Source organism: Cupriavidus taiwanensis, assembly GCF_900249755.1.
Taxonomy (GTDB): Bacteria; Pseudomonadota; Gammaproteobacteria; order Burkholderiales; family Burkholderiaceae; genus Cupriavidus; species Cupriavidus taiwanensis_D.
In genome coordinates, this window is sequence record NZ_LT976854.1 from 1,453,235 (window position 1) to 1,476,398 (window position 23,164).

21 protein-coding genes are annotated in these 23,164 nt (G+C 68.1%); 8 read left to right on the forward strand and 13 right to left on the reverse strand.

The annotated features are described in order from the left end of the window. Position 1 precedes the first annotated feature (1 nt). The 6 genes from CBM2594_RS22235 (at position 2) to CBM2594_RS22260 (ending at position 7,327) form a co-directional block, all read left to right on the forward strand. Positions 2-1,060 carry an ABC transporter permease gene (locus tag CBM2594_RS22235; RefSeq protein WP_116358927.1) on the forward strand — a complete coding sequence of 353 codons (1,059 nt, stop codon included), beginning with the start codon at positions 2-4 and terminating at the stop codon, positions 1,058-1,060. After that, entirely contained in the window at positions 1,054-1,932 is an 879-nt protein-coding gene (locus CBM2594_RS22240) for an ATP-binding cassette domain-containing protein (protein ID WP_198048189.1), read from the forward strand. The genes CBM2594_RS22235 and CBM2594_RS22240 overlap by 7 nt, the downstream gene beginning before the upstream one ends. Before the next feature lie 31 nt (positions 1,933-1,963). Then, positions 1,964-3,151 (forward strand): c-type cytochrome, encoded by a 1,188-nt coding sequence (locus tag CBM2594_RS22245; RefSeq protein WP_116358929.1) that lies wholly within the window; start codon positions 1,964-1,966, stop codon positions 3,149-3,151. 389 nt (positions 3,152-3,540) lie between these two features. Beyond that, entirely contained in the window at positions 3,541-5,307 is a 1,767-nt protein-coding gene (xsc, locus tag CBM2594_RS22250) for a sulfoacetaldehyde acetyltransferase (RefSeq protein ID WP_111517492.1), read from the forward strand. A gap of 218 nt (positions 5,308-5,525) precedes the next feature. After that, the gene (pta, locus tag CBM2594_RS22255) at positions 5,526-6,560 is read left to right on the forward strand and encodes a phosphate acetyltransferase (protein WP_116358930.1); all 1,035 of its coding nucleotides are present in this window, start codon (positions 5,526-5,528) and stop codon (positions 6,558-6,560) included. Then, positions 6,557-7,327, forward strand: coding sequence for a sulfite exporter TauE/SafE family protein (locus CBM2594_RS22260; RefSeq protein WP_116358931.1), 771 nt, complete (start codon positions 6,557-6,559; stop codon positions 7,325-7,327). Before pta ends, CBM2594_RS22260 begins: the two co-directional genes overlap by 4 nt. Positions 7,328-7,362: 35 nt before the next feature. Here the strand turns inward: CBM2594_RS22260 and CBM2594_RS22265 are convergent, their stop codons facing one another. From CBM2594_RS22265 to CBM2594_RS22275, 3 genes are all read right to left on the reverse strand, one after another. After that, positions 7,363-8,265, reverse strand: a complete 903-nt coding sequence (locus CBM2594_RS22265) for a nucleotidyl transferase AbiEii/AbiGii toxin family protein (RefSeq protein WP_116358932.1) — start codon at positions 8,263-8,265, stop codon at positions 7,363-7,365. Then, positions 8,249-9,292, reverse strand: coding sequence for a type IV toxin-antitoxin system AbiEi family antitoxin (locus CBM2594_RS22270; protein ID WP_198048190.1), 1,044 nt, complete (start codon positions 9,290-9,292; stop codon positions 8,249-8,251). Before CBM2594_RS22270 ends, CBM2594_RS22265 begins: the two co-directional genes overlap by 17 nt. A 124-nt stretch (positions 9,293-9,416) precedes the next feature. After that, a complete protein-coding gene (locus CBM2594_RS22275; protein ID WP_198048191.1) occupies positions 9,417-10,325 on the reverse strand; it encodes a LysR substrate-binding domain-containing protein in 909 nt (302 codons plus the stop codon). A 132-nt stretch (positions 10,326-10,457) separates the two neighbouring features. Between CBM2594_RS22275 and CBM2594_RS22280 the strand changes: the two genes are divergently transcribed. Next, a complete protein-coding gene (locus CBM2594_RS22280; RefSeq protein ID WP_116359724.1) occupies positions 10,458-12,056 on the forward strand; it encodes a sulfatase-like hydrolase/transferase in 1,599 nt (532 codons plus the stop codon). Positions 12,057-12,113: 57 nt separating this feature from the next. After that, positions 12,114-13,088: a Bug family tripartite tricarboxylate transporter substrate binding protein gene (locus CBM2594_RS22285; protein WP_116358935.1), complete on the forward strand. Its 975-nt coding sequence runs from the start codon at positions 12,114-12,116 to the stop codon at positions 13,086-13,088. A gap of 34 nt (positions 13,089-13,122) precedes the next feature. Here CBM2594_RS22285 and CBM2594_RS22290 read toward each other — a convergent pair whose 3' ends face one another. The 10 genes from CBM2594_RS22290 to CBM2594_RS22335 form a co-directional block, all read right to left on the reverse strand. Continuing rightward, a complete protein-coding gene (locus CBM2594_RS22290; RefSeq protein WP_116359725.1) occupies positions 13,123-14,427 on the reverse strand; it encodes an MFS transporter in 1,305 nt (434 codons plus the stop codon). A 43-nt stretch (positions 14,428-14,470) separates the two neighbouring features. After that, positions 14,471-15,973: an amidase gene (locus tag CBM2594_RS22295; protein ID WP_116358936.1), complete on the reverse strand. Its 1,503-nt coding sequence runs from the start codon at positions 15,971-15,973 to the stop codon at positions 14,471-14,473. A gap of 253 nt (positions 15,974-16,226) precedes the next feature. Beyond that, positions 16,227-16,403 (reverse strand): hypothetical protein, encoded by a 177-nt coding sequence (locus CBM2594_RS22300; RefSeq protein ID WP_198048192.1) that lies wholly within the window; start codon positions 16,401-16,403, stop codon positions 16,227-16,229. Positions 16,404-16,574: 171 nt separating this feature from the next. After that, entirely contained in the window at positions 16,575-17,285 is a 711-nt protein-coding gene (locus tag CBM2594_RS22305) for a GntR family transcriptional regulator (RefSeq protein ID WP_116358937.1), read from the reverse strand. Positions 17,286-17,355: 70 nt separating this feature from the next. Further along, positions 17,356-18,357 carry a 2Fe-2S iron-sulfur cluster-binding protein gene (locus tag CBM2594_RS22310; RefSeq protein WP_116358938.1) on the reverse strand — a complete coding sequence of 334 codons (1,002 nt, stop codon included), beginning with the start codon at positions 18,355-18,357 and terminating at the stop codon, positions 17,356-17,358. Positions 18,358-18,378: 21 nt separating this feature from the next. Beyond that, the gene (locus tag CBM2594_RS22315) at positions 18,379-18,858 is read right to left on the reverse strand and encodes a GlcG/HbpS family heme-binding protein (RefSeq protein ID WP_116358939.1); all 480 of its coding nucleotides are present in this window, start codon (positions 18,856-18,858) and stop codon (positions 18,379-18,381) included. A gap of 28 nt (positions 18,859-18,886) precedes the next feature. Next, positions 18,887-20,332, reverse strand: coding sequence for an aldehyde dehydrogenase family protein (locus CBM2594_RS22320; RefSeq protein WP_116358940.1), 1,446 nt, complete (start codon positions 20,330-20,332; stop codon positions 18,887-18,889). Between the two features lie 25 nt (positions 20,333-20,357). Next, complete coding sequence (locus CBM2594_RS22325; RefSeq protein WP_116358941.1) at positions 20,358-21,089, reverse strand: TenA family transcriptional regulator; 732 nt, start codon at positions 21,087-21,089, stop codon at positions 20,358-20,360. Between the two features lie 158 nt (positions 21,090-21,247). Beyond that, positions 21,248-22,180, reverse strand: a complete 933-nt coding sequence (locus tag CBM2594_RS22330; protein WP_116358942.1) for an ornithine cyclodeaminase family protein — start codon at positions 22,178-22,180, stop codon at positions 21,248-21,250. Between the two features lie 58 nt (positions 22,181-22,238). Next, positions 22,239-23,006 (reverse strand): sulfite exporter TauE/SafE family protein, encoded by a 768-nt coding sequence (locus CBM2594_RS22335; RefSeq protein WP_232346770.1) that lies wholly within the window; start codon positions 23,004-23,006, stop codon positions 22,239-22,241. Positions 23,007-23,164 lie beyond the last annotated feature (158 nt).

The following is a 23,164-nucleotide window of genomic DNA, read 5'->3' on the forward strand; positions in this document are numbered from 1 at the left end:
CATGACGACAAGCCAGAGCACGCTCGACCCCGGCCTCGCGCACCACCCCGCCGCGACGCCCGTGCCGCATGCGGCCACCGCGACACGCAATGCCGGCCACGTCTGGACCACCGGCATCCTCGCCGCATTGGCGTGGGCCGCCTTCGGCGCGCTGACATGGCAATGGCCCAATCAGGCAGCCGGCTTCAGCGACTGGGCCTATACCGCGGAGCTGGGCATCGGGGCGCTGGCAGGCGCCGCCTTGCTGGCCGTGGTGGCGCTGGCCGGCCAGCGGGCCCGCCCGGCGCAACGTCCACTGGCCGCGTTGCGGGCCGCCGGCCCGTGGCTGGTGGCGCTGCCCGTCGCGCTGTCGGCGTGGGAAATCCTGACCGCCAAGACCGCCATCCTGCCCACGCCTTTTTTCGCGCCGCCGCAGGCGCTGATCGAGGTGTACGCGGACGACTGGCGGCGGCTGGGCGAAAGCGCGCTGAACACGCTGAAGCTGCTCGGGCTCGGCGTCGCCTATGGCGGGCTCGCAGGCTTCCTGATCGGGGTGTCGATCGGCTGGTCGCGGCGCATCGGCTACTGGGTGCATCCGGTGCTGCGCGTGCTGGGGCCGCTGCCATCGACCGCGCTGCTGCCGCTGACCTTCTACTTCTTCCCGTCGAGCTATTCCGCGGCGGTGTTCCTGATCGCGCTGGCCACGGCATTCCCGGTCGCGGTGCTGACGTGGTCGGGCGTGGCCGGCGTCAACAAGAGCTACTACGACGTCGCGCGCACGCTGGGCGCGTCGGGCTGGTTCCTGGTGCTGCGCGTGGCGATCCCGGCGGCGCTGCCGCAGGTGTTCGTCGGCCTGTTCATGGGACTGGGCGCTTCGTTCTCGGTGCTGGTCACGGCGGAGATGATGGGCGTGAAGTCGGGCCTGGGCTGGTACCTGACCTGGGCACAGGGCTGGGCTTCGTACGTGAACATGTATGCGGCGCTGATCGTGATGGCGCTGCTGTTTTCGGGCGTGATCACGCTGCTGTTCGCCGCGCGCGACCGTGTGTTGTCGTGGCAGAAGGGGACGGTGAAATGGTGAGTGTGGTCGAGCGGTTGAAAGCCTCGGGATCTCGCATGCGCCCGCAGAAAGCTCCCCTCTCCCGCGCGCGGGAGAGGGGAGTTAACGCGGCGGGCAGCGAAGACTCGGGAGTGCTGGCCGGCGCCCGTATCGATATCCGCCAGGTCAGCCACTGGTTCGGCCATGGCAACGAACGGCTGCAGGTGCTGGACCAGGTCGATCTCAGCGTCGCGCCCGGCGAATTCGTCGCCCTGCTCGGCCCCAGCGGCTGCGGCAAGTCCACGCTCTTGCGGCTGGTCGCGGGCCTGGACCAGCCCACCTCGGGTGAGATCCTGCAGGATGGCGCGCCGATCACCGAGCCGGACCCGTCGCGCATCGTGGTGTTCCAGGATCCCACGCTGTACCCGTGGCGCCGCGTCTGGGACAACGTCGCGCTCGGGCTGCAGGCGCAGGGCGTTCTCGCGCAGCAGCGCCATCGCGTCGACGACGCCTTGCGGCGGGTCGGGCTGGAAGCGTTCGCGCGCGCGTTCCCGCACCAGCTGTCCGGCGGCATGGCGCAGCGCGTGGCGCTGGCGCGTGCGCTGGTCAACGATCCGCGGCTGCTGGTGCTGGACGAGCCGCTGGGCAAGCTGGATTCGCTGACGCGCCTTGCCATGCAGAGCGACCTGGTCGATCTGTGGCAGCGTTCGCGCTTCTCGGCGCTGCTGGTCACGCACGACGTCGAAGAGGCGCTGTTCCTGGCGCAGCGCGTGATCATCTTCAGCCAGCGTCCGGCGCGCATCACGGCAGAGATCCACGTCGACCTGCCCTACCCGCGCCACCGCGGCGATGCGCGGCTGACCGGGCTGCGGCACGAAGCGCTGCGCCACCTGGGACTCGACGCGAGCTGGTGATGCCCCATCGCCTGACCCCGCGGGCCGTGCCATGAGCGGCCCGCCCTCGCAGGCCTGGCTGAACGCGCTGCTGGTCCTGGTCGAGCAACTCCAGCTTGGCCTGCTGTCGCTGTGGCACGCCCTTGGCCTGACCGGCGACAGCCACGGCCAGCCCGCCTGGCCGTGGGCACGGCGCGTGGCGGGCGAGACCCTGCTGATCGACCTGGGCCTGGCACGCCAGGTCGGCCTGACCCTGTGCGCCCTTGCCGTGGCCGTGCTGGCCATGGCGCTGGCGCTGGCCTGGCGTCGCCGTCGCGGCGTGCTGCTGGCTGGCGCCGCGCTGGCGCTGGTGGCGGCGCCGTGGCCCAGCGCATCGCTGCTGTTCGTGCCGGCCGCGCCGACCAGCTTCCACGCCAGCCCCACCCGCTTTGCCGTCGACAGCATTGCCCATGGCGCGCGCGTCTATGCGCAGCATTGCGCCAGTTGCCACGGTACCGACGGACGCGGCGAAGGACCGCTCGCCGCCAGCCTGGCGGTGTGGCCGCCCACGCTGGCCGGTCCGCTGCTGGCGCGACGCGCCGACGGCGAGCTGTTCTGGCACGTGCTGGCCGGCATGCGCGACCGGCAGGGGCGGAGCACCATGCCCGCCTTCGGCGATCGGCTTGGCGACGGCGACACGTGGGCCGTGATCGACTACATGAAGGCGCTGTCGGCCGGCAGCGGTGCCGAGGGCAACTGGCCGGTGCCGCTGCGGCTGCCGGAGATGGCCATTCGCTGCGCCGATGCCACGCCGCTGGCGCTATCGCAATGGCGCGGCGACCAGCGCGTGCGGCTGGTGACGGTGGACGGGACCACACCGTTGCCGTTAGAGGATCCCCGCTTCCTGACTGTGCTGGTCACCCCCGACGGGCAACCGCCGGCGCAGGTGCCGCGCTTCCGTGCCGGCTGCACCGCCATCGCCTCGCATGCCTGGCAGGCAGTGGCGGCAATCGCCGGGCAAGCGCCTTCGCGCCTGGCCGGCACCCAGTTGCTGGCCGACCGCGCCGGCTGGCTGCGCGCCCGCGGCACACCTGGCCGGCCCTGGTCCGACGCCGACCTGGTCTGCGTGTCCGGGCCAGCAGTCGGCACGCCGGCCGCATCCTCCTCCGCGCCCTCCTCCGCGGCCGACGGGCTGACGGCGCTGCTGCTGCGCATGGACGCCGAGCCCGTGCGCTTCGTCAAGGGCGGCTTCGTTCACTGAGCCGCCCTCACCAGGCCGCACCGTTGCGTGTGCGGTCCGCCTGATCGATATCCCGATTCTTGCACCCGCCAACGGGCTATTAGCCCGTGTGGTGGCTTGCCGGGCGTCGATCACACCCCTCCCTTAAAAGTGCCTCACGCGGCGCACATGAACACCGTTTGTCTCAATTTTTCATCAATTTCATTCCGAAAACCAAAACTTCCTATTGACCAACGGAAGTCTTCCGCCTACATTTCCCCCAACAAGCAATTTTCCGGAACGCCTTGTTCCACTTTATAACACCCTCATCAGGAGACAACGCCATGCGCGACCTCGAAACCACCAAGCAGCCCGCCGTTTCCGGTGGCTCGGCCGCCGCGAAGGATCAGCTGCCGGCCGGCCCGCAGACCATGACCCCGTCCGAAGCCTTTGTCGAGACCCTGGCCGCAAACGGCGTGACCGACATGTTCGGCATCATGGGCTCGGCCTTCATGGACGCGATGGACATCTTCGCCCCGGCCGGCATCCGCCTGATCCCGGTGGTGCATGAGCAAGGCGCCGGCCACATGGCCGACGGCTACGCCCGCGTGTCGGGCCGCCACGGCGTGGTGATCGGACAGAACGGCCCCGGCATCTCCAACTGCGTGACCTCGATCGCCGCCGCCTACTGGGCCCACAGCCCGGTGGTGATCGTCACGCCCGAGGCCGGCACCATGGGCATCGGCCTGGGCGGCTTCCAGGAAGCCAACCAGCTGCCGATGTTCCAGGAGTTCACCAAGTACCAGGGCCACGTCACCAACCCGGCGCGCATGGCCGAGTTCACCGCGCGCTGCTTCGACCGCGCCAAGGCCGAGATGGGCCCGACCCAGCTGAACATTCCGCGCGACCACTTCTACGGCAAGATCACCGCAGAGATTCCGAAGCCGCAGCACCTGGACCGCGGCCCCGGCGGCGAGCAGAGCCTGAACGAAGCGGCCGAGCTGCTGGCCAACGCCAAGTTCCCGGTGATCATTTCCGGCGGCGGCGTGGTGATGGCCGATGCCATCGAAGAATGCAAGGCGCTGGCCGAGCGCCTGGGCGCGCCGGTGGTCAACAGCTACCTGCACAACGACTCGTTCCCCGCCAGCCACCCGCTGTGGTGCGGCCCGCTGGGCTACCAGGGCTCGAAGGCGGCGATGAAGCTGATCTCGCGCGCCGACGTGGTGGTGGCACTGGGCTCGCGCCTGGGACCGTTCGGCACGCTGCCGCAGCACGGCATGGACTACTGGCCCAAGACCGCCAAGATCATCCAGATCGACGCCGACCACAAGATGCTGGGCCTGGTGAAGAAGATCTCGGTCGGCATCTGCGGCGACGCCAAGGCTGCCGCCGTCGCGCTGACCCAGCGCCTGGCCGGCCGCACGCTCGCCTGCGACGCCACCCGCGATGGCCGCGCCACCGAAATCGCCAACGAAAAGGCCGCGTGGGAGAAAGAGCTGGACGACTGGACCCACGAGCGCGACCCGTACTCGCTCGACATGATCGAAGAGCAGAAGAACGAGCGCACCCCCACCGGTGGCCACTACCTGCACCCGCGCCAGGTGCTGCGCGAGCTGGAAAAGGCCATGCCGGAAGATGTGATGGTGTCCACCGACATCGGCAACATCAACTCGGTGGCCAACAGCTACCTGCGCTTCGAGAAGCCGCGCAGCTTCTTCGCGGCGATGAGCTGGGGCAACTGCGGCTACGCCTTCCCCACCATCATCGGCGCCAAGGTGGCGGCACCGCATCGTCCGGCCGTGTCGTACGCCGGTGACGGCGCCTGGGGCATGAGCCTGATGGAAACCATGACCTGCGTGCGCCACAACATCCCGGTGACCGCGGTGGTGTTCCACAACCGCCAGTGGGGCGCGGAGAAGAAGAACCAGGTGGACTTCTACAACCGCCGCTTCGTCGCGGGCGAGCTCGACAACCAGAGCTTTGCCGGCATCGCCAAGGCAATGGGCGCGGAAGGCATCGTGGTGGACCGCCTGGAAGACGTGGGCCCGGCACTGAAGCGCGCCATCGACCTGCAGATGAATCATGGCAAGACCACGATCATCGAGATCATGTGCACGCGTGAGCTGGGGGATCCGTTCCGCCGCGATGCGCTGGCCAAGCCGGTGCGTTACCTGGACAAGTACAAGGACTACGTCTGAGCTTGAACTTGCACAGGCGCCTCGCTTGCGATGGGCGTGCTCCCTCTCCCGCTTGCGGGAGAGGGTTGGGGTGAGGGCCAGGCGTATCAACGAAGTACCAGATGTCGGTATGCCAGTGCCTGCCCTCACCCCCGGCCCCTCTCCCGCAAGCGGGAGAGGGGAGCAAACCACCGGCATAGCAAGGGCTTCGGCCCTTTCTTCATTTCTGAAAGAACACCATGAAACCCATCCTCCGCATCATCGACCGCGCCCGCGCCGCCCCTCGCCGCATCGTGCTGTGCGAGGCCGAAGACCCGCGCATCCTGCAAGCCGCGCAACGCGCCACGCAGGAAGGCATCGCGCAAATCGTGCTGGTCGGCAATACCCGCCAGATCCATGCCGCCGCCGCCATCCATGGCATCGACCTGGCAGGCATGACCCTGGTCGATCCCTCGACCTCGGCGCTGACGCCCTCGTTCGCGCAGCAACTCTTTGCGCTGCGCCAGAAGAAGGGCATGACGCTGGACGAAGCCAAGCGCGCGGTGCTGGACCCATTGTGCTTCGCAAACCTGATGGTGCGACTGGGTCATGCCGACGGTTCGGTCGCGGGCGCCGACCACACCACCGCCGACGTCGTGCGCAACGCCATCCAGCTGATCGGCCTGGCGCCGGGCTTCCGGCTGGTGTCGAGCTTCTTCCTGATGATGCTGTGCGAACCGTTCCATACGCTCAAGGGCGGGCTGATCTTCTCTGACTGCGGGCTGGTGGTCGACCCGGATGCCGAGGCCCTGGCCGATATCGCCATGGCCGCGGCCGACAGCGCGCGCGCGCTGCTCAACGACGAGCCGCGCGTGGCGATGCTGTCGTTCTCGACCAGCCGCAGCGCCCACCATGCCGCGGTGGACAAGGTGGTGGCCGCGACCGAGCGCGTGCGCGCGCAGCGCCCGGGACTGGCCATCGACGGCGACGTGCAGCTCGATGCAGCCATCGTCGCCGAGATCGCCGCGCGCAAGGTCGCGCATTCGCAGGTGAACGGCCATGCCAACGTGCTGGTGTTCCCCAGCCTGGAGGCCGGCAATATCGGCTACAAGCTGGCCGAGCGCGTCGGCGGCGCCAAGGCCATCGGGCCGATGCTGCAGGGACTCAACAAGCCCGCCAACGACCTGTCGCGCGGCTGCAGCGCCGACGACGTGTTCCATGTCATCGCCGTCACCGTGGTGCAGGCGCAGGCAAGCGCCGCACAGGCGCCCAAGGGCGAGCAGGCGGCGGCATGAAAGCAGAACTGTTGTTGCCGCTGCTGGGCATGCAGGCGCTGCTCGGCGCCGGCACCTATTTCCAGACGGTGACCGGCTTCGGCCTCGGCATGATCGTGATGGGCGCGACCAGCGGGCTCGGGCTGGCGCCCGTGGCCACCGTGGCCGCCGTGGTCAGCCTGGTGACGCTGGCCAACAGCGCATGCGCGCTGCCCGGCAAGTTCCAGCATATCGACTGGCGCGCGGTCGGTGCCGCGGCGATCGGCATCCTGCCTTCGGTGCTGGTTGGCGTGCTGGTGCTGGAATACCTGAGCAGCACCGCCGCCACGCTGCTGCAGTTGCTGCTGGGCGCGGTGATCCTGTACGGCGGCCTGAGCGCCGCTTTCAAACCCGAGCCGCTGCGGCAGCGCTCCGGCGACGGCAGCTTCTTCATGAGCGGCGTCTTCGGCGGGCTGCTGAGCGGCATGTTCGGCGTCTCCGGACCGCCGCTGATCTTCCAGTTCTACCGGCAGCCGATGAAGCCGGTGGAAATCCGCTGCGCGCTGATCCTGGTGTTTACCGTGACCTCGACCGTGCGCACCCTGTTCTCGGCCTGGCAAGGGCAGCTGGATACCGCGATCTGGCTGCAGGCCGCCGTCGGGGTGCCGGTGGTGGTGCTCGCCACGCTGCTGGGGCGGCGCTTCCCGCCGCCGTTCTCGCCGACCACGACGCGGCGTGTCGCGTTCGGAGTGTTGATCGGGATTGGGGTGAGTTTGATGCTGCCGGCGCTGACTTCGTGGGCGCGTTGAGAAAAGACGTTCTTGCCCGCGGACTGCGCCTTCGCTTACGACCGTCTGGAACTCAGCATCGACAAGAATTCCGCCCGGAATGCGTGCATGCGCGGATAGACCCGCTTCGGGTCCATGCTGTCTCCGGGCACTGGGTGGCGGTCGCCAAAAAACGCCATGTGCGCGAGCAGCCGGCTAAAGACGTTGTCGTCGCCAAGCACGGCAACAAGTTGCCTCGCCACTGCGTCGTCGCCGCAAGCCAGTGCAGCAGCGTCGCGCGCGAGCAGCGCTGCTGCGGCGATGTCCAGATCGAAATCATATTGCTCCAGCAGGGCGGCTTCCTGCTGGTATAGCCGGTCCTGATTCCCGGCCATTTCATAGCTGCATAACAGGGCCAACAGATCTGTGGCGTCGCGCCTGTCGTCGCGATGGCGGTCGTGCCATGCCAGCAGCTTGAGCATGGCCAGTCCGGGCAGCGAGGCGAACGCGATCATCAGTCCGTCATCGATAATGATGCGGATTGCCGCATCGAAGGCCTGGCGAAAGCCAGCGACATTCATCACCGTATCCATCGCCGGCGGCCACGCGATGCTTGCGGCGGGCCTTTCGATGGCTCCGAACGGAATGATATCGAGCACCATCACGCGTTCACCGCCGCGGTGGTAAGTCAGCCTGTGTGCGTTCTGGTTGACCGTCTGGAACCGGCCGCTAGCAACCAGGTGTTGTCGCAGCGCTTCGTGTTCGGCCCAGTCGGCAATGCAGATCCCGATGTCGATATCGTAGGTGCGCCGGGCCGGCCGGTTGCCAAAGATGTTTTCGAGGATCACCTGCCTGGCTGTCGCACCGCCAACGAAGTATGAGATGCCAAGCTGCCGCGCAACGGCATCCAGGTCGCTCAGCAAGGCCTTGCTTTCGGCATCGATCGGCCGCGCCGCGGGAACTTCAAGGATGATGGGCAAGGTACTGTTCCCTTATCTGCCGCGCCGCCTCGACATTGCGCGATTCTCCGGTATCGAGCAGGTCGGCATACACGAGCACCGGATGCGCAACACCGGGCGCCACGATCGTCGCCGCCTTGAGCCCTGCTGGCCAGAAGCGCTGCGAGATCTCCACCTCGCCTGCCGGGTCCGCCTTCAGCCTCGCGTCAAGGATGAGTTCGCGAGGCATCGACGAGCCAGCGTACAGCGTGATGCGCTCGGCTCGCAGATTATGCGCAAGCTTCTCTGCGGCCGCCTCGCCCCCAAGGACGGCGTCGTATCGATGAAGATCGATGCCCTGCCACCAATCCGGCCGCGTCGCGGTGAAGCGCTTGCTCGCCAGTTTCGGCCGAAGCCGCAACGGATAAAGCGTCGCCCATTCGTCGACGACACGCGCCCAGGCACTGAAGCAGCGCTTGCCATCATCGCCTACCCCGACCAGGCCGCGTTGGAGCAGGTCGTCCAACGCAAGATTGACCGTGCTCAGGGCAACGCCAGCCGCATGGGCGATCGAACGATAAGGAGCGCCCAGCAGACCAGGGTTCGCAATCAGTGCGAACAGGACCTCCAGCTGCTTGGGGCTGGCGGTCCGTGCGCGTCGCGCCGGCACCCCGCCAGCTGGCGCGCGGCGACCCACCACATATAGCAATGCCTGGGGCAGCCGCAGCGAAACGTTGCCCGCGGTATCGATGAAGGCGATGTCTTGGCTGCGCAGGCGCTCGGCCATGTCCGGTGACACATAGGAGGTGACAAGCAGGACCTTTTGTCCAAGCTGGCGCTGCATTTCCACGATCGCGGACACGGCGGAGAAGCGATCCACCGCGCGCCGCACGGTCACCGGCAAGGTGCAGACACGGCCGTCGCCCAGATCGAAGCGCATTGAGCCGTCCGGCGGCAAATCGGAAGGGGTCGGTGCCGGGACAAACATCGCTCGTACGCCGGTTGCGTTGTGGAATGCGCTGGCGGCAGCGTGAATCAGCAGCTCGTTCTCTTCAGAAGCTTTATGCATCACATATAGATGTTCGAACTGTATTTGTTGTACGCGTAACGCGTACTCCGTGCAAACATCATACAACGCCTGTCGGCTCGCGTACGAATAGTCAGTGTTGTATGCGGAGCGCTTACATGGCGCTTCAGCCTGCTGCCTCCAGCAATGCCGCCATGAACGCCTGCCGCATCGGCGTCTGCTCGGCATTGCGATGCCGGAGCACCCCCACTGTTCCCTCGCGCCGGTAAGGCAGCGGCAACGGCACCACCTGTCCCAGCGCACGGAAATACGCGGCCATCCGGCCGGACATCACCGCCAGCAATTCGCCTTGCTGCAGCAATGCCACATTGGCCAGCACGGTGGCGCTTTCGATGCGGACCGTGGGCGCCGGCTCGCCGGCCAGCGCCAGTTCATAGTCCAGTTCGCGCCGGATCTGGCTGTTGGGCGGCGGGCCGATCCAGGTATACGGGCGCGTCTCTTCCCACTTCAGCTTGCGCCGGCGCGCGAGCGGATGCGTCGGCCCGGCAATTACCCGAATGGTCTCGGCATACAGCAGGTCGCAGCGCAGCGGCGCGTCGATGCCCTGCACCTCGGTGCGTCCCACCACGAAATCCAGCCGGCCCTCGCGCAACGCGGGCAGCATGTCTTCCACCGTGCCTTCGGCCAGCGTGAGGTGGGCGTCGGGAAACGCTGCGCGGAACCGCCGGATCGCGCCGGGCAGCAGATCGACCGCAACGGTCGGTGTTGCGCCGATGGCCAGCTGGCCAGCCGCGCCGTCGGCCATCACCCGGATGGTGGCCTGGGTGCGCTCGATCTCGCTGAGGATGGTGCGCGCGTGCACCACCAGCGCATCGCAGAAGCGCGTGGGCACCAGCCCGCGCGAATGGCGCTCGAACAGCGCCACGCCCAGTTCGCCTTCCAGCTCGGCCAGCCAGCGCGACAGGGCCGGCTGGGTCATGCTCAGTCGCTCGGCAGTGTGGCTGACATTGCGGGTCTCGTAGAGCGCCACCAGTACATGCAGTTGCCGGATGCGCAGGCGCTGGGTCCAGTCCATGGTATGCATTTTGGGTGATAGCAGCGGCTATTTTAATCATTTCAATGTCATCACGGCCGATGCCATAATTTTTGCGACAGATGCGCCGTGGCGCACTCGCTGCGCCCCAAGTTCCCGCTCCCCTCACAGGCCATGCTCCGATCTTCCCGTCCCAATTTCCTGCTCTTCATCACCGACCAGCACCGTGCCGACCACCTCGGCCTCTACGGCAACCGCGTGGTGCAAACCCCCAATATCGACCGGCTGGGGCAGCACGGCTGGGTGGCGCAGCGCTGCTATGTGGCGTCGCCGATCTGCATGCCCAACCGCGCCTCGCTGATGACGGGACGCATGCCGTCGGTGCACGGCGCGCGCCACAACGGCATTCCGCTGCCGCTGTCGCAGGTGACCTTTGTCGAGCGGCTGCGCGACGCGGGCTACCGCACCGGGCTGGTCGGCAAGTCGCACCTGCAGAACATGACGGGGCTGGCGCCGGTGTGGCCGCGTGCGCAAGACCCGCGCACCGAAGGCGAGGCACGCCGGCCCGAGGCCGGCCGCTTCGACCAGGAATGGGGTCCGGCCTGGCGCGACGATGCCGGCTTCGACATGTCGCTGCCGTTCTACGGCTTTGGCGACGTGCAGCTGGTGACCGACCACGGCGACACCGCCGGCGGCCACTACCGCCGCTGGCTGGAACAGCACCATCCCGAAGTGGCAGCCCTCTGCGGGCAGGCGCATGCGATCCCGACACCGGACTACGCGCTGTCCGCCGCGCGCCAGGCGTGGCGCACGCGCGTGCCCGAGACCCTGTCGACCACGGCGTGGATCGGCGACCGCACCATCGACCTGCTGGAGCAATATGCGCGGGCCGACGCGCCGTTCATGATCCAGTGCTCGTTCCCCGATCCGCACCACCCCTTCACCCCGCCCGGCGGCTACTGGGACATGTACCGCCCGGAGGACATGACCCTGCCGGCCTCGTTCCACGACGACCCGGCGCTGGCGCCGCCGCACCTGCGCTGGCTGCATGCGCAACGCGACGCCGGCCGCGCGGTCAAGCACACACCGGCCATGTTCGCCTGCAGCGAGCGCGAGGCGCGCGAGGCGCTGGCGCTCAACTACGGCTCGATCGCGCATATCGACGACACCATCGGCCGGGTGATGGCGCGGCTGGCCGCGCTGGGGCTGGACCGCGATACCGTGGTGCTGTTCACCAGCGACCATGGCGACTTCTTCGGCGACCACCAGCTGCTGTGGAAGGGGCCGCTGCACTACCAGGGCCTGATCCGCACGCCGCTGGTGTGGTCCGAGCCCGAGGCGCGTGCGCGCGGCACGGCGCCGGGCACGCACAGCCGGGCGCTGTGCTCCACCATCGATATCGCCCCGACCATCCTCGCGCGCGCCGGCTGCCTGCCCTACAACGGCATGCAGGGCCTGCCGCTGCTGCCGGCGATGGCCGGCCAGCCGCTGCCGCGCGAAGCGCTGCTGATCGAGGAAGAGAACCAGCGCACGCTGTTCGATTTCCCGATGCGCACGCGCATGCGCACGCTGCAGACCGCGCGCTACCGGCTCAGCGTCTACGAGGGCGCCGACTGGGGCGAACTGTACGACCTGGAAAACGACCCCACCGAATCGCACAACCTGTGGCAGGTGCCGGCGCTGGCCGGCGTGCGCGAGCAACTGCTGCAGCAACTGGTCGTTGCGATGATCGCGCACAGCGACGCCAGCCCCAATCCGACGGCGCTGGCCTGACGCGCCCATCGGTGCGCGGCACGCGGCACCCCAAACAATATCAACGGAGACAACAGCATGACCCGCCCCTCGGCTTTCCTCTTTCCGGTCCTGGCCGGCGCCGCCTTGCTGGCCGCCGTGCCCGTGCAGGCGCAGGACGCGTACCCGTCGCGCCCGGTGCGCATCATCGTCAATTTCCCCGCCGGCGGTCCGCTGGATACCGTGGCCCGGCTGGTGGCGGAGCGCGCCACGCGCGACCTGAAACAACCCGTCGTAGTGGAGAACCGCGCCGGCGCCGGTGGCAACGTCGGCGCGGAAGCCGCCGCGCGCGCCACGCCCGACGGCTATACGCTGCTGATGTCGACCGATACGCTGGTGACCGTCAACCCGTTCGCCTATCGCAAGATGGCGTTCGACCCGGTGCGCGACCTGCAGCCGGTCGGTCTGGCCGGTACCTTCAACCAGGTGCTGGTGACGCATCCCGGCACCAAGACCGGCGACCTGAAGCAGTTCCTGGCGCTGGCCAAAGCCGGGGACCTGTCCTATGCGTCAGCGGGCATCGCGTCGCCGGGCCATATCGCCTTCGAGATGCTCAAGGCGCGTACGCAGATCCAGGCTACCCACGTGCCATACAAGGGAAATGCCCCTGCGCTCAGCGACGTCCTCGCCGGCCAGGTGCCGGCCGGCTTCCTGGCCACGCCAACCGCGGTGCAGTACATCCGCAGCGGCAAGCTGCTGGCGCTGGCGGTATCCGGCCAGAAGCGCGATCCGCTGCTGCCGGACGTGCCCACGGTGGCAGAAAGCGGGGTGCCGGGCTTCGATGCGGAGTTTGCCTTCGTGATGCTGGTTCCGGCGGGCACGCCAGCGCCCATCCGCGCGCGCTGGGAGCAGCAGCTCAAGTCGATCTTCGCGGATGCCGACTTCCAGAAGAAGCTGGCGGGCCAGGGCGTGCGGCCGCAGGCCACCGATGGCGCCCAGGCGGCACAGTGGCTCAGCGCGGGCAGCAAGCGCTGGGGGGAGGTGATCCGCAGGCTTGGTGTCGCGCTGGATTGAGGTTCTCTGTGCGTGCCGAGGTTGACGGCTGGGTTCAGGCCGCCGTCCCCGCGGGCCGCGCCAGCGGCTCGGCATCCTCCTTGCCGCCACTGCCGCCAGCCAGCTCCAGATCCATGCCGGTGGTTTCCGGCAGCAGCGCTGCGGCGACCACCACCATTGCATAGCCGACCCCCGCGACAATGGCGATCGCGATCGGCAGCGAGGTATGCCCCGAACTGAGCCACCCCACCGACAGCGGGAACAGCGAACCGATCACGCGGCCGGCGTTGTACGAGACGCCATACCCCGTGGCGCGGATATCGTTGGGATAGGACTCGGCAATGGTAGCCCCGATGCCGGCGAACACCCCCTGCATCAGCACACCCAGCGGAAAGCCCAGGAACAGCATCGAAGTGTTCGATACCGGAATCACCATATACACCAGCGCGGCCACGAAGGCGCCCGCCGCGAACACGATGTAGGTCAGCCGGCGGCCCCAGCGGTCAGTGGCATAGGCCCCCGCTACATAGCCCGCCAGTGAGCCGATGATGGTGACCGCCAGGTAGGAACTGGTGCCGAACACCGACAGGCCGCGCTCAGTCTTGAGGAAGGTCGGAAGCCACGTGGCGATTGCGTAGTAAGCCCCCAGCATGCCGCCGGACAGCAGGCTGCACAGCAGCGTCTTGGCCAGCAGCGGCCCGCGGAACAGCCGCCCGAGTCCGGCCAGCGCCGAGCCGTTGTTGCCGGCGGCGCGGCTCTTCAGGAAGATCTCGGGCTCTTCCAGGTTGCGGCGCAGGTAGATCACCACCAATGCCGGCAGGATGCCGAGGAAGAAGCAGACGCGCCATGCGGTCTCCGCGGGCAGCACGCTGAACGTGATCGCATACACGATCGCCGCGGCGCCCCAGCCGAAGGAATAGCTGCTCGCGGTAAAGCCGGAATATTTGCCGCGGTGCGCCGGGTTGCGGATCATCTCGGTCACCAGCACCATGCACAGCGACGACTCGCCGCCGAACCCCAGCCCCTGGATCATGCGGAACACCATCAGTTGCTCCGGCGATTGCGCCAGCCCGCACAGGAAGCAGGCGCCCGCGAACACGATGATGGTCCAGCGCAGCACACGCACGCGCCCGTAGCGGTCGGCCAGGATACCGGCGCCGATCGCGCCGACCAGCGACGACACCAGCGTCCACGTGACGATCGCGCCCGCGGTCGATTTGCTCATGCCCCACTGCCCCAGCAGCGTGGAGATGAGGAAGGAATAGATCATGAAGTCGAACACGTCGACGGCATGCCCCAGGAACGCGCCATAGAATCCCTTGCGCTCCATGCGCGACAAATCACGGAACCAATCGAACATGATCCCCTCCCCAGTGGTGTGTGATGTGTTGTGGTCGGTGTAGTCAGTTGTGGTGCGCAGCCGGCAAGACAGCCGGCTGCGGCGGCCGCGGCGGCCGGTATTCATAGCCGGCTTCCTCCAGCAGGCTGGCAAAACGCAAGGCGGTGAGATCCTGGTAGCGGCCGGCGACGATCTGTACGCCGACCGGCAGCCCGCCGGCGCCGCGGCCGATCGGCGCCACGGCAGAGGGCAGGCCGCACAGCCCGGAGTGGCCGGCCCAGAACAACTGGGTGGTCATCGGCTGAGCGCGGCCGTTGACCGTGAGCGTGCGCTGCCAGGGCTCGCCCGCTTCGTCGAGCGCAAATGCGGTGGTGGTGGCGGCCGGGCACAGCAGCACGTCGTAGCGGGTGAAGAAGCGGCGCCATGCGGCGGCAAAGCGTTCACGCGCCACCTGCAGGCGCAGCCAGTCGCGGTGGCTCAGCGTCGCACCGGTGTACTGCAGGGTCGCGTAGTCGTGGTCGCCGGCGGTGGCAGTGGCGCTGCGGGCCAGTGCATCGGCGAAGGCGGCGTCATCCATGTGCACGGAGGTGGTGGCACGCAACAGCGTCACGTAGGCATGCCATAGCTCGGCGGCGTCGAAGTCCGGTCGCGCGTGCCAGCCAACATGGGCTCCCTGCCCCGCCAGCCAGTGACCCAGCCGCTCAATCTGCGCCGCGACCTCGCCGTCCGCTTGCGCCTGGGCATGAGTCGGCAGCACGGCGATGCGGAAGTCGGCGAGCCGGCGGTGCGGGCATTCCGGCCACTGCAAGCGGTATGGCAGCGCATCGTCGCCGGCCGGGCCCGCGATGGTGCGCAATACCAGCTCCAGGTCGCGCGCGCTGCGCGCCAGCGGGCCGGCGACATTGATGTCCTGCTCGCCGAAGCGCGCGGCACCGGCACCGTGTCCGGCCAGCGGCACCAACCCATGGCTCGGCTTGAGCGAGAAAATGCCGCAGTAGTGCGCCGGATTGCGCAGCGAGGAACCGATGTCGGAACCCACGTCGAAGAACGACACGCCGGCGCAGACTGCCGCCGCGCTGCCGCCGGACGAGCCGCCCGGCGTGCGCGTCGGATCGTGGGGGTTGCGGGTGGTGCCGTAGATTGCGTTGTAGCTCTGCCAGTCGCGCAGGCCGAGCGGGACATTGGTCTTGCCAAGCAATATCGCGCCGGCGTCGCGCAACCGCTGCACCACCACCGCGTCGCGCTGGGCCGCGTGCCCGCGCAGGGCCGGATTGCCGCAGGTGGTCGGCCAGCCGGCGACGTCGAACGACTCCTTGACCGAGAACGGCACGCCGTCGAGCACGCCGCGCGCCTGGCCGGCACGGCGGCGCCGGTCGCTGTCCCGCGCGGCTGCGCGGGCCGCGCCGAAATCCGACAGCACCATTGCATTGATGATGCCGTGCCATTGCCCTTGCGCCGCCTCGCAGGCGTCGACCAGTTCCTCCGACGACACCTTGCCGCCGGCAAGCCGCTGTGCCACCTCCCATAGCGGCGGAAAGCCGCCAGTCGTCCAGTCGGGCAGGTTCACATCGGCTCCTTGTCGTTATCCGCGCCGTTCGGCGCGGTGGGGGCGTATGAGGGGCTCAGGGGTACCGCGATTGCGTTGGTATACTATATTCCGTATCGCCGGCAGTGCAAGGACAATGCGCGAATACACCGCCTGAGGCGTGCGAGGGCTTTGGGATGACAGGGAGGAATGGCGCGCAGGACGCGTGCCAGGGAGGAAGGCGGGAACAGACGGGGTGCGCGGCGGAGTTCCGCCGCGCGTCACTCAGTGCGGGTCAGCAATGGCTGCGGCGCGGCGTACGGCCGCCCAGCGCAAGCAAGAAGCGGCCGATATCGCGCAGACGCAGCGGTACCAGCGGCGTGGCATGGCGCACCGTATCGCGCGCGGCAAAGTGGCCCAGCAACTGCTGGCCGACGGGTTGCGAAAGATAGCGTTGTTCGGGCGACTGCATGGCAAATCTCATGGGACCTTGAATGGCTACAGTATACACTCAATTGGTGCAGTGCGTCATAACAGGGCACGCCACGCCCTGCCGGTGGGCATCCATGCAGGGGGGAATCCGGGACACTCCCGTGCGTCAGGACAACGACGGGATAGCAGAGGGGAGGTAGCCGACCCGCGTTCAGGCCGCCTGCGCCGCGCTGCCCTGCCCTTCCACCGGCAGGTCAGCCGCCTTGGCGGCGCTGTAGACATGGCGCGCGGCCAGCAGTGCCGCGAGATCGGCGTCGCCGGCAATCACCGCCTGCAGGATCTGCGCGTGCTCGTCCCAGTTCTGGCGCGCGCGCACCACGTTGGCCGGGCCGAACAGCACCGCGGTGCGCTCGCGCAGCGAACGCATCATTTCCTGCAGCACGCTGTTGGCCGCGATGGTGCCGAGTACTTCGTGAAAGCGCGTATTGAGCGCCAGCAACTCATCCGCGCGGCCCTGCGCCGCTGCATCCATGCCTTGCCGCAAGACGCTTTCCAGCTCCGCCACCAGCGCCGGGTCGCGCCGTTGCGCGGCGAGCTTGGCGTTGAGGCCCTCAAGCGTAGCGCGCACTTCGACCATCTCGCGCGCGATCACCGGCGACAGGCTGGCCACGGTCGCGCCGCGGCGCGGCTCGATCAGCACCAGTCCTTCGCTGGCGAGCGCGCGCAGCGCCTCGCGCACCGGGATGCGCGATACGCCCAGTTCAGCCGAGAGTTTGTTCTCCACCAGCCGTTCGCCCGGCGCATATTTGCCGTTCAGGATGCCTTCGCGCAGCTTGTCGGTGACAAGGGCGAACAGCGGCGAGTGGCTGGCACCGAGGCTCAGCGGCTCGGCGGGCGCGGCAGGAGACGGAGTAAGGGACATGGGTCGGCAGAGGCGTAAGCGGAGAGGCTGGCGTCATTGTATACCAGCCATTTATGCATACCGGCGTGTCCTAACAAAGGTGCTGGAATGTGAAGCTGTCGGCATAGAGGTGGTCCGGACTGGCCCCGTGCGCGATAAAGGCGGCGCGCGCATCACGGATCATGTCGGGCGAGCCGCACAGGTAGATGGCGTATTCGCTCAGGTCGCCAAGGTCGGCCAGCGCCGCGTCGTGCACATAGCCGCGGCGGCCCTGCCAGTCCGCGCCGGCACGCGACAGTACCGGCGCATAGCGGAACTCATAGAGCCGCTCGCCCCAGGCGGGGATCTCGCCGTGCAGGTACAGGTCCTGTACGTGGCGCATGCCCCAGTACAACGACACCGGCGGGCAGTCGGGATCGTCCATCAGCGATTCCAGGATCGCCTTGATGGGCGCCAGTCCGGTACCGGTGGCCACCATCAGTAGCGGCCGGTAGTCCTTTGCGCGGTAGAAAAAGGTACCGAGCGGCAGTTCGACGTCGATGGCATCGCCCGCCTTCATCCGCGGCAAGATGCCATCGGTGAAGGCCCCGCCCGGAATCCGCCGCACGTGCAGGTCGACCCGTCCGTCGCGCGGCACCGAGGCCATCGAGAAGCTACGCGCGCGCCCGTCTGCGCTCAGCAGCTTCAGGTACTGGCCGGGGCGATAGTCAAGGGCGCCGGCGTCCGGCACTTCCAGCTCGATGTGCAAGACATCAGCCGACAACGGGCGTACAGCCTGTACAAGCGCCCGATAACGCGCTGGCTCGGCGCACGCGTCATCGGCGCGCGCCGGGCTGATAACGAGGTCGCCCAGCGGCTGCGCCTGGCAGGCCAGCGCATAGCCGGCCGCAGCCTCATCCGGCGCCAGGCCGAACGGTTCCTCGTCGTAGCAGACCTGCCCCTGGAGCAGCCGGATGCGGCAGGTGCCGCAACCACCCAGCTGGCAATCATGGGGCAAGACGATGCTGGCGCGCTGCGCGGCCTGCAGCAGTGTCTCGCCGCGTTCAACGAAAAAGACCTGCTGCGTTTCGGCGATCTGGATGCGGTACGACATGTCACCTCCGCGCAATCTAGCTTACTTCTTGATGTCGGCCTGCACCAGCACCTTCAGGTCCTGCGGCGCCAGCAGTTCCGCCAGCGCCTGCAACGCGGCCAGGCCGGCCTGCGTGTCCTGTTCGCCGTTGCCGCCGGACAAGCCGATGCCGCCGATCACTTCGTCGTTGACCACGATCGGGAAGCCGCCGACGAAGGCGGCGAACTTGCCCTCGAAGCTCCACTGGATGCCGAAGGCCTCGTTGCCCGGCAGCGCCGGCCCGTTCGGCGGCGTGGTGAACAGGTGCGTGGAGCGCTTGTGGCCCGCGGCGGTGAAGGCCTTGTTCCAGGCGATCTGCGGCCCGGTGATGCGCGCACCGTCCATGCGCTCGAGCGCGAGCGGGTAGCCGCCCTCGTCGACCACGCAGATCGACTCCAGCACGCCGATCTCTTCCGAGCGCCGGATCGCGGCGGCAACCATGTGGCGCGCTTCGCGCAGTTCCAGCTTGATGGCTTGCTTCATTGCTATGGCTCCTTGCTGCGGGGCGGGCTCAGGCACCCCGGTAGACTGTCTTGACCTGCGTATAGAACTCCAGCCCGGTGCGGCCCGACTCGCGGAAGGTCGACGTGCTGGACCGCTTCAGTCCGCCGAACGGCGCATTGACCAGGTTGCCGGTGGTGGTGCGGTTGATCTTGACCGTGCCGGCCTCGATATCGTTGGCGAAGTGGTGGATGTAGCGCGGGTTGCTGGTGACGATGGCCGCGGCCAGCCCGTATTCGGTATCGTTGGCCTTGGCGATGGCGTCGCCGTAATCGGTGAAACCGAGGATGGCGATCACCGGGCCGAAGATTTCCTCGCGCGCGATCCGCATCTGCGGCGTCACGTCGGTAAACACGGTCGGTGCGACGTAGTAGCCTTTGTCGTAAGCACCGCCGGTCAGCCGCGCACCGCCGCACAGCAGCGTCGCCTCAGCCTTGCCGATGTCGAGGTAGCGCAGCACCGTCTCCAATTGCCGGGCCGAGGCCAGCGGCCCCAGGTCCATCCCCGGCGTCATGCCGCTGCCGATCTTGAGCGTGGCAACCTTTGCCAGCAGGCGCTCGGTGTAGGCTGCCTTGACCGCCTCGGCCACCAGCACGCGGCTGGTGCCGGTGCACGCCTGACCCGACAGCGAGAAGCCGCCCTTGATAGTCAGGTCGACAGCGCGGTCGAGGTCGGCATCCTCCATGACGATGAGCGGGTTCTTGCCGCCCAGTTCCATCTGCGTGCGCGTGGTCAGCGGCACCGCACGGTGGATCTGCTCGCCCGCGCGCGACGAGCCGGTGAACGAGATCGCGCGCACCGCCTGCGCCTCGGTGATGGCGGCGCCGATCTCGCCAGCGCTGCCGGTGATGAAGTTGAGCACGCCCTTGGGCAGGCCTGCCTGCACCAGCGCCTCGGCCAACCGGTAGCCCGATAGCGGCGCCTCGGAGGACGGCTTGAACACCACCGTGTTGCCGGTCACCAGCGCCGGCGCGATCTTGCGCGCGGGAATCGACACCGGGAAGTTCCACGGGGCGATCACCGTGACCACGCCGAGCGGCTCGCCCTGGCTGTAGACCAGCTGGTCGGGGTCGTCGTTGGGATACACCTCGCCGGTAAAGGTCTGCCCTTCCACGGCATAGAAGCGCAGCGTCTGGGCCGAGCGCAACACCTCATCGCGCGCAAGCGCCAGGGACTTGCCTTCCTCTCGGGTCAGCTCTGCAGCAATGCTGTCGGCGTTCGCTTCCAGGTGTTCCGCGGCGCGGTTGAGCATGGCGGCGCGCTTGCCGACCGGCGTTTTTCTCCAGCCGGCAAAGGCCGCTGCCGCGGCCGCGACGGCCGCCTGCGCGTCCACCGCGGACGACGCCTGAAAGCGGCCCACGATGTCGGCGGTGTCGGCCGGGTTGACGTTGTCGAAGGTCCGGCCCGACTGGCAGGCCGTCCATTCGCCGTCGATATGGTTGAGGAACACAGTCATCGTCGATCCCGTTGCGTGGCGCCCCTCAGGCAGCCATGTCCAGTTCCGGCAGCGGCAGCTCCTTCTCGACATAGTCGTGATAGAGCGCGGTCGTGTACAGCAGCCGCATCTGCGCGCCGATCTCGCAGATCTTCAGGCAGCGCTGCTGCAGTTCCGGCGTGTTGGCGTGCTCCAGCACGATCTGGTAGCCGCGCTCGCCGTGGATCTCGTCCGAGACGATATGCAGGTCGAAGAACTCGACCTCTTCGTCGGTGAACTGGTACTTGTCGCGCAGCGTCGGCGTCTGCTTGCGGTAGATCGACGGCACCTGCGATTCCAGCCCCACCACCAGGCCGGCCACGGCCACGATCGGGTCCTCGCGCATCGCCACCGCGTAGCACCAGCTCTGCAGGCCGCGCGTGGTGGGCGACATGTTGTCCGGGTCGGTCACGCGCTCGCGCGTGGTGCCGCAGGCTTCGGCAAAACGGATCAGCAGATCGGTGTGGCGGTCGCCGCCGATCTCTTCCTCGTACATGTTGGCCAGCAGGAAGTCCTTGGCCTCGGTGTAGCGGTCCGGCGTGCGCGCATAGATGTAGCCCAGGTAATCCGCGAACGGTCCGACGTAGTGGTAGTGGTTTTCGGCCCAGCGCGCGAGATGGGCGCGGGTCAGCTTGCCGCTGGCCCAGGCCACGCTGAACGGCGCCTGGTTGGCGCTCTTGCCCTTGATCGCTTGTTCGAGGGCGGCACGGAAATCTTCGCGGTTCATCAGTTCGGCCATAACGGGACTCCAGGTTGTCGAGGTGGGGCGATGCGATGGATGGATGCCGGAATCCAGGCCCGTCGGGAGCGGCCCCGGCATGGTTGTATACTATATACACTCAATGGACGACGACAAGGGCTCTGTTGACTCATCACGCCAGTGTTTACCCGAACCGCTCAGCTGGTATGGCGAGCCGCTTTGTCCGCGATACGCGACCACGCGTATCCCGCCAGCGCGACGTCTTCCAGCCCCACGCCGACCGACTTGTAGATCACGATGTCGTCCTCGCGCTGCCGCGGCGACACCCTGCCGAGCACGACGTCGTGCAGTTCGACGATTTTTTCCGGCGGCAGCGCGCCGGGATCGGCCAGCACGATATCGCCGGCCTCGCGCGTCGCTTGCGGCCGCCACTCGACCACCACGGCGGCGGCGCGGCGCAGCGCGGTGTCGTCGAGTTCGCGCGTGTGGGGCAGGCTGGAGCCGATGGCGGCGACGAAGGCACCTGGCCGGATCGCCGCACCGGAGAACAGCGGCGTGGTCGCGCGCGAGGCGGTGACGATGATGTCGGCCTCGGCCACTGCGGCATCGGGTTCGGCCAGCGTCACCGGGATGCCGCACTGCGCCGACAGCCGTTGCGGCATGCCGGCATCGGCGTGCGGATCGGACACCAGGATGCGCTCAAGCCCGAGCGTGGCGCTGAGCTGGCACGCGTGCTGCGCGCCCTGGGTGCCGGCACCGAACAACGCCAGCGTGCGCGCGCCGGGCCGCGCCAGTCGCTGCGCCGCCAGCGTGGTGCAGGCGGCGGTTCGCAGGCGTGTGATGGCGCCGGCGTCGAACGAAGCCAGCGGGCGGCCGTCGTCGGACGAGAAGATCAGGATGACGAAGGAGAACTGGCCGTTGATGGTGGTGTAGACCTTGGCCCCGGCCACGCCCTGCTGCGGGATCACCGCGCCCAGGGTCGACAGCTTGACGCCGCCCGCCTCGGTGCGGATCCGCGCCTGCATGGCGGCATCGCCGCGTCCGAAGCTGGAAAAGGCGGACTCCATGACCTCTCGGGCCGCTTCCGGGGTGACATGGGCGTCAATCATGGCATCGGTGATGTGCTGCATGGAAACTCCGCTGGTTGGTGGATCGGTAAAGCCAGGAAATGCGTATGGCGGCGGCGCCTCAGGCGAAGGCCGCCCGGCCGAGCACGCCCAGCGCGCCGGCCGCGCACAGGCCCAGCAGCAAGCGGCGCACGGCGCTGGCGGAAACGCGCCCGCGCAGCCGGTTCGACAGCGCGAAGCCGGCCAGCAGGAAGGGCGCGAGCGCCAGCGCCAGTAAGAGCTGCGGCATGCCGAAGCGCCCGGCCAGCGTCAGCATGGCCAGCGACAGCACGGCGCCACCCGACAGGATGCAGCCCATGGTCGCGCGCATCGGCGCCGGCGGCATGTGCTGCATGACCAGCGCGAACGGCGGTGCGCCGGCCGAGGTGATGGTTCCCATGAAGCCGGACAGCGTGCCGGCGATCACCACGTTGCGCGCACCCGGCAACAGGCGCCAGCCGAGCAGGCTCAGCGCCACCGCGGCCAGGATCGACAGCGAGAACAAGATTGCGAGCGGGCCCGGTGCCAGCCAGGCGATGGTCAGCACCGCCCCCGCGCCGCCGATTGCCCGCCCCACCAGCGCAAAGCCGGCGACAGGCCAGACGATGGCTTCGCGCTCGCGCAGCGCGCCCATCAACGACAGGCAGCAACCCATCGCCAGCAACGGCCCCGGCACCAGCTCCGGGAAAAAGATCGCGCCTAGTGGCGCGCACAGCATGGCAAAGCCGATCCCGCCCACGCCTTGCAGGCACGCGCCGGCCAGGATGAGCGCGCCCATCCACAGATAGTCCGGAGCGGAAAGGCCTGGAGGCAGCAGCGTCAGCAAGGCGGCGGGCATGGCGTCGGTCATCGGCATGGGAAAAGCATGGGGGCGGGATCGGGGGACGGCGGGCACATCCGGGACACGGCCATGCGCCCTTCTCATCTTGCGCCCATTGCCGTTCCCATTCACCTAACGGTATACAGTCTACATAGCGGCGTGATTATCAACAACCCGTGAGCTGCCCG

What these genes read in the sequence shown, in the direction of transcription:
- CBM2594_RS22235 (WP_116358927.1), top strand. Translation starts at nt 2, where the DNA reads ATGACGACAAGCCAGAGCACGCTCGACCCCGGCCTCGCGCACCACCCC.
- CBM2594_RS22240 (WP_198048189.1), top strand. Translation starts at nt 1,054, where the DNA reads ATGGTGAGTGTGGTCGAGCGGTTGAAAGCCTCGGGATCTCGCATGCGC.
- CBM2594_RS22245 (WP_116358929.1), top strand. Translation starts at nt 1,964, where the DNA reads ATGAGCGGCCCGCCCTCGCAGGCCTGGCTGAACGCGCTGCTGGTCCTG.
- xsc (WP_111517492.1), top strand. Translation starts at nt 3,541, where the DNA reads ATGACCCCGTCCGAAGCCTTTGTCGAGACCCTGGCCGCAAACGGCGTG.
- pta (WP_116358930.1), top strand. Translation starts at nt 5,526, where the DNA reads ATGAAACCCATCCTCCGCATCATCGACCGCGCCCGCGCCGCCCCTCGC.
- CBM2594_RS22260 (WP_116358931.1), top strand. Translation starts at nt 6,557, where the DNA reads ATGAAAGCAGAACTGTTGTTGCCGCTGCTGGGCATGCAGGCGCTGCTC.
- CBM2594_RS22270 (WP_198048190.1), bottom strand. Translation starts at nt 9,292, where the DNA reads ATGCATAAAGCTTCTGAAGAGAACGAGCTGCTGATTCACGCTGCCGCC.
- CBM2594_RS22275 (WP_198048191.1), bottom strand. Translation starts at nt 10,325, where the DNA reads ATGGACTGGACCCAGCGCCTGCGCATCCGGCAACTGCATGTACTGGTG.
- CBM2594_RS22280 (WP_116359724.1), top strand. Translation starts at nt 10,458, where the DNA reads ATGCTCCGATCTTCCCGTCCCAATTTCCTGCTCTTCATCACCGACCAG.
- CBM2594_RS22285 (WP_116358935.1), top strand. Translation starts at nt 12,114, where the DNA reads ATGACCCGCCCCTCGGCTTTCCTCTTTCCGGTCCTGGCCGGCGCCGCC.
- CBM2594_RS22290 (WP_116359725.1), bottom strand. Translation starts at nt 14,427, where the DNA reads ATGTTCGATTGGTTCCGTGATTTGTCGCGCATGGAGCGCAAGGGATTC.
- CBM2594_RS22300 (WP_198048192.1), bottom strand. Translation starts at nt 16,403, where the DNA reads ATGCAGTCGCCCGAACAACGCTATCTTTCGCAACCCGTCGGCCAGCAG.
- CBM2594_RS22305 (WP_116358937.1), bottom strand. Translation starts at nt 17,285, where the DNA reads ATGTCCCTTACTCCGTCTCCTGCCGCGCCCGCCGAGCCGCTGAGCCTC.
- CBM2594_RS22310 (WP_116358938.1), bottom strand. Translation starts at nt 18,357, where the DNA reads ATGTCGTACCGCATCCAGATCGCCGAAACGCAGCAGGTCTTTTTCGTT.
- CBM2594_RS22315 (WP_116358939.1), bottom strand. Translation starts at nt 18,858, where the DNA reads ATGAAGCAAGCCATCAAGCTGGAACTGCGCGAAGCGCGCCACATGGTT.
- CBM2594_RS22320 (WP_116358940.1), bottom strand. Translation starts at nt 20,332, where the DNA reads ATGACTGTGTTCCTCAACCATATCGACGGCGAATGGACGGCCTGCCAG.
- CBM2594_RS22325 (WP_116358941.1), bottom strand. Translation starts at nt 21,089, where the DNA reads ATGGCCGAACTGATGAACCGCGAAGATTTCCGTGCCGCCCTCGAACAA.
- CBM2594_RS22330 (WP_116358942.1), bottom strand. Translation starts at nt 22,180, where the DNA reads ATGCAGCACATCACCGATGCCATGATTGACGCCCATGTCACCCCGGAA.
- CBM2594_RS22335 (WP_232346770.1), bottom strand. Translation starts at nt 23,006, where the DNA reads ATGACCGACGCCATGCCCGCCGCCTTGCTGACGCTGCTGCCTCCAGGC.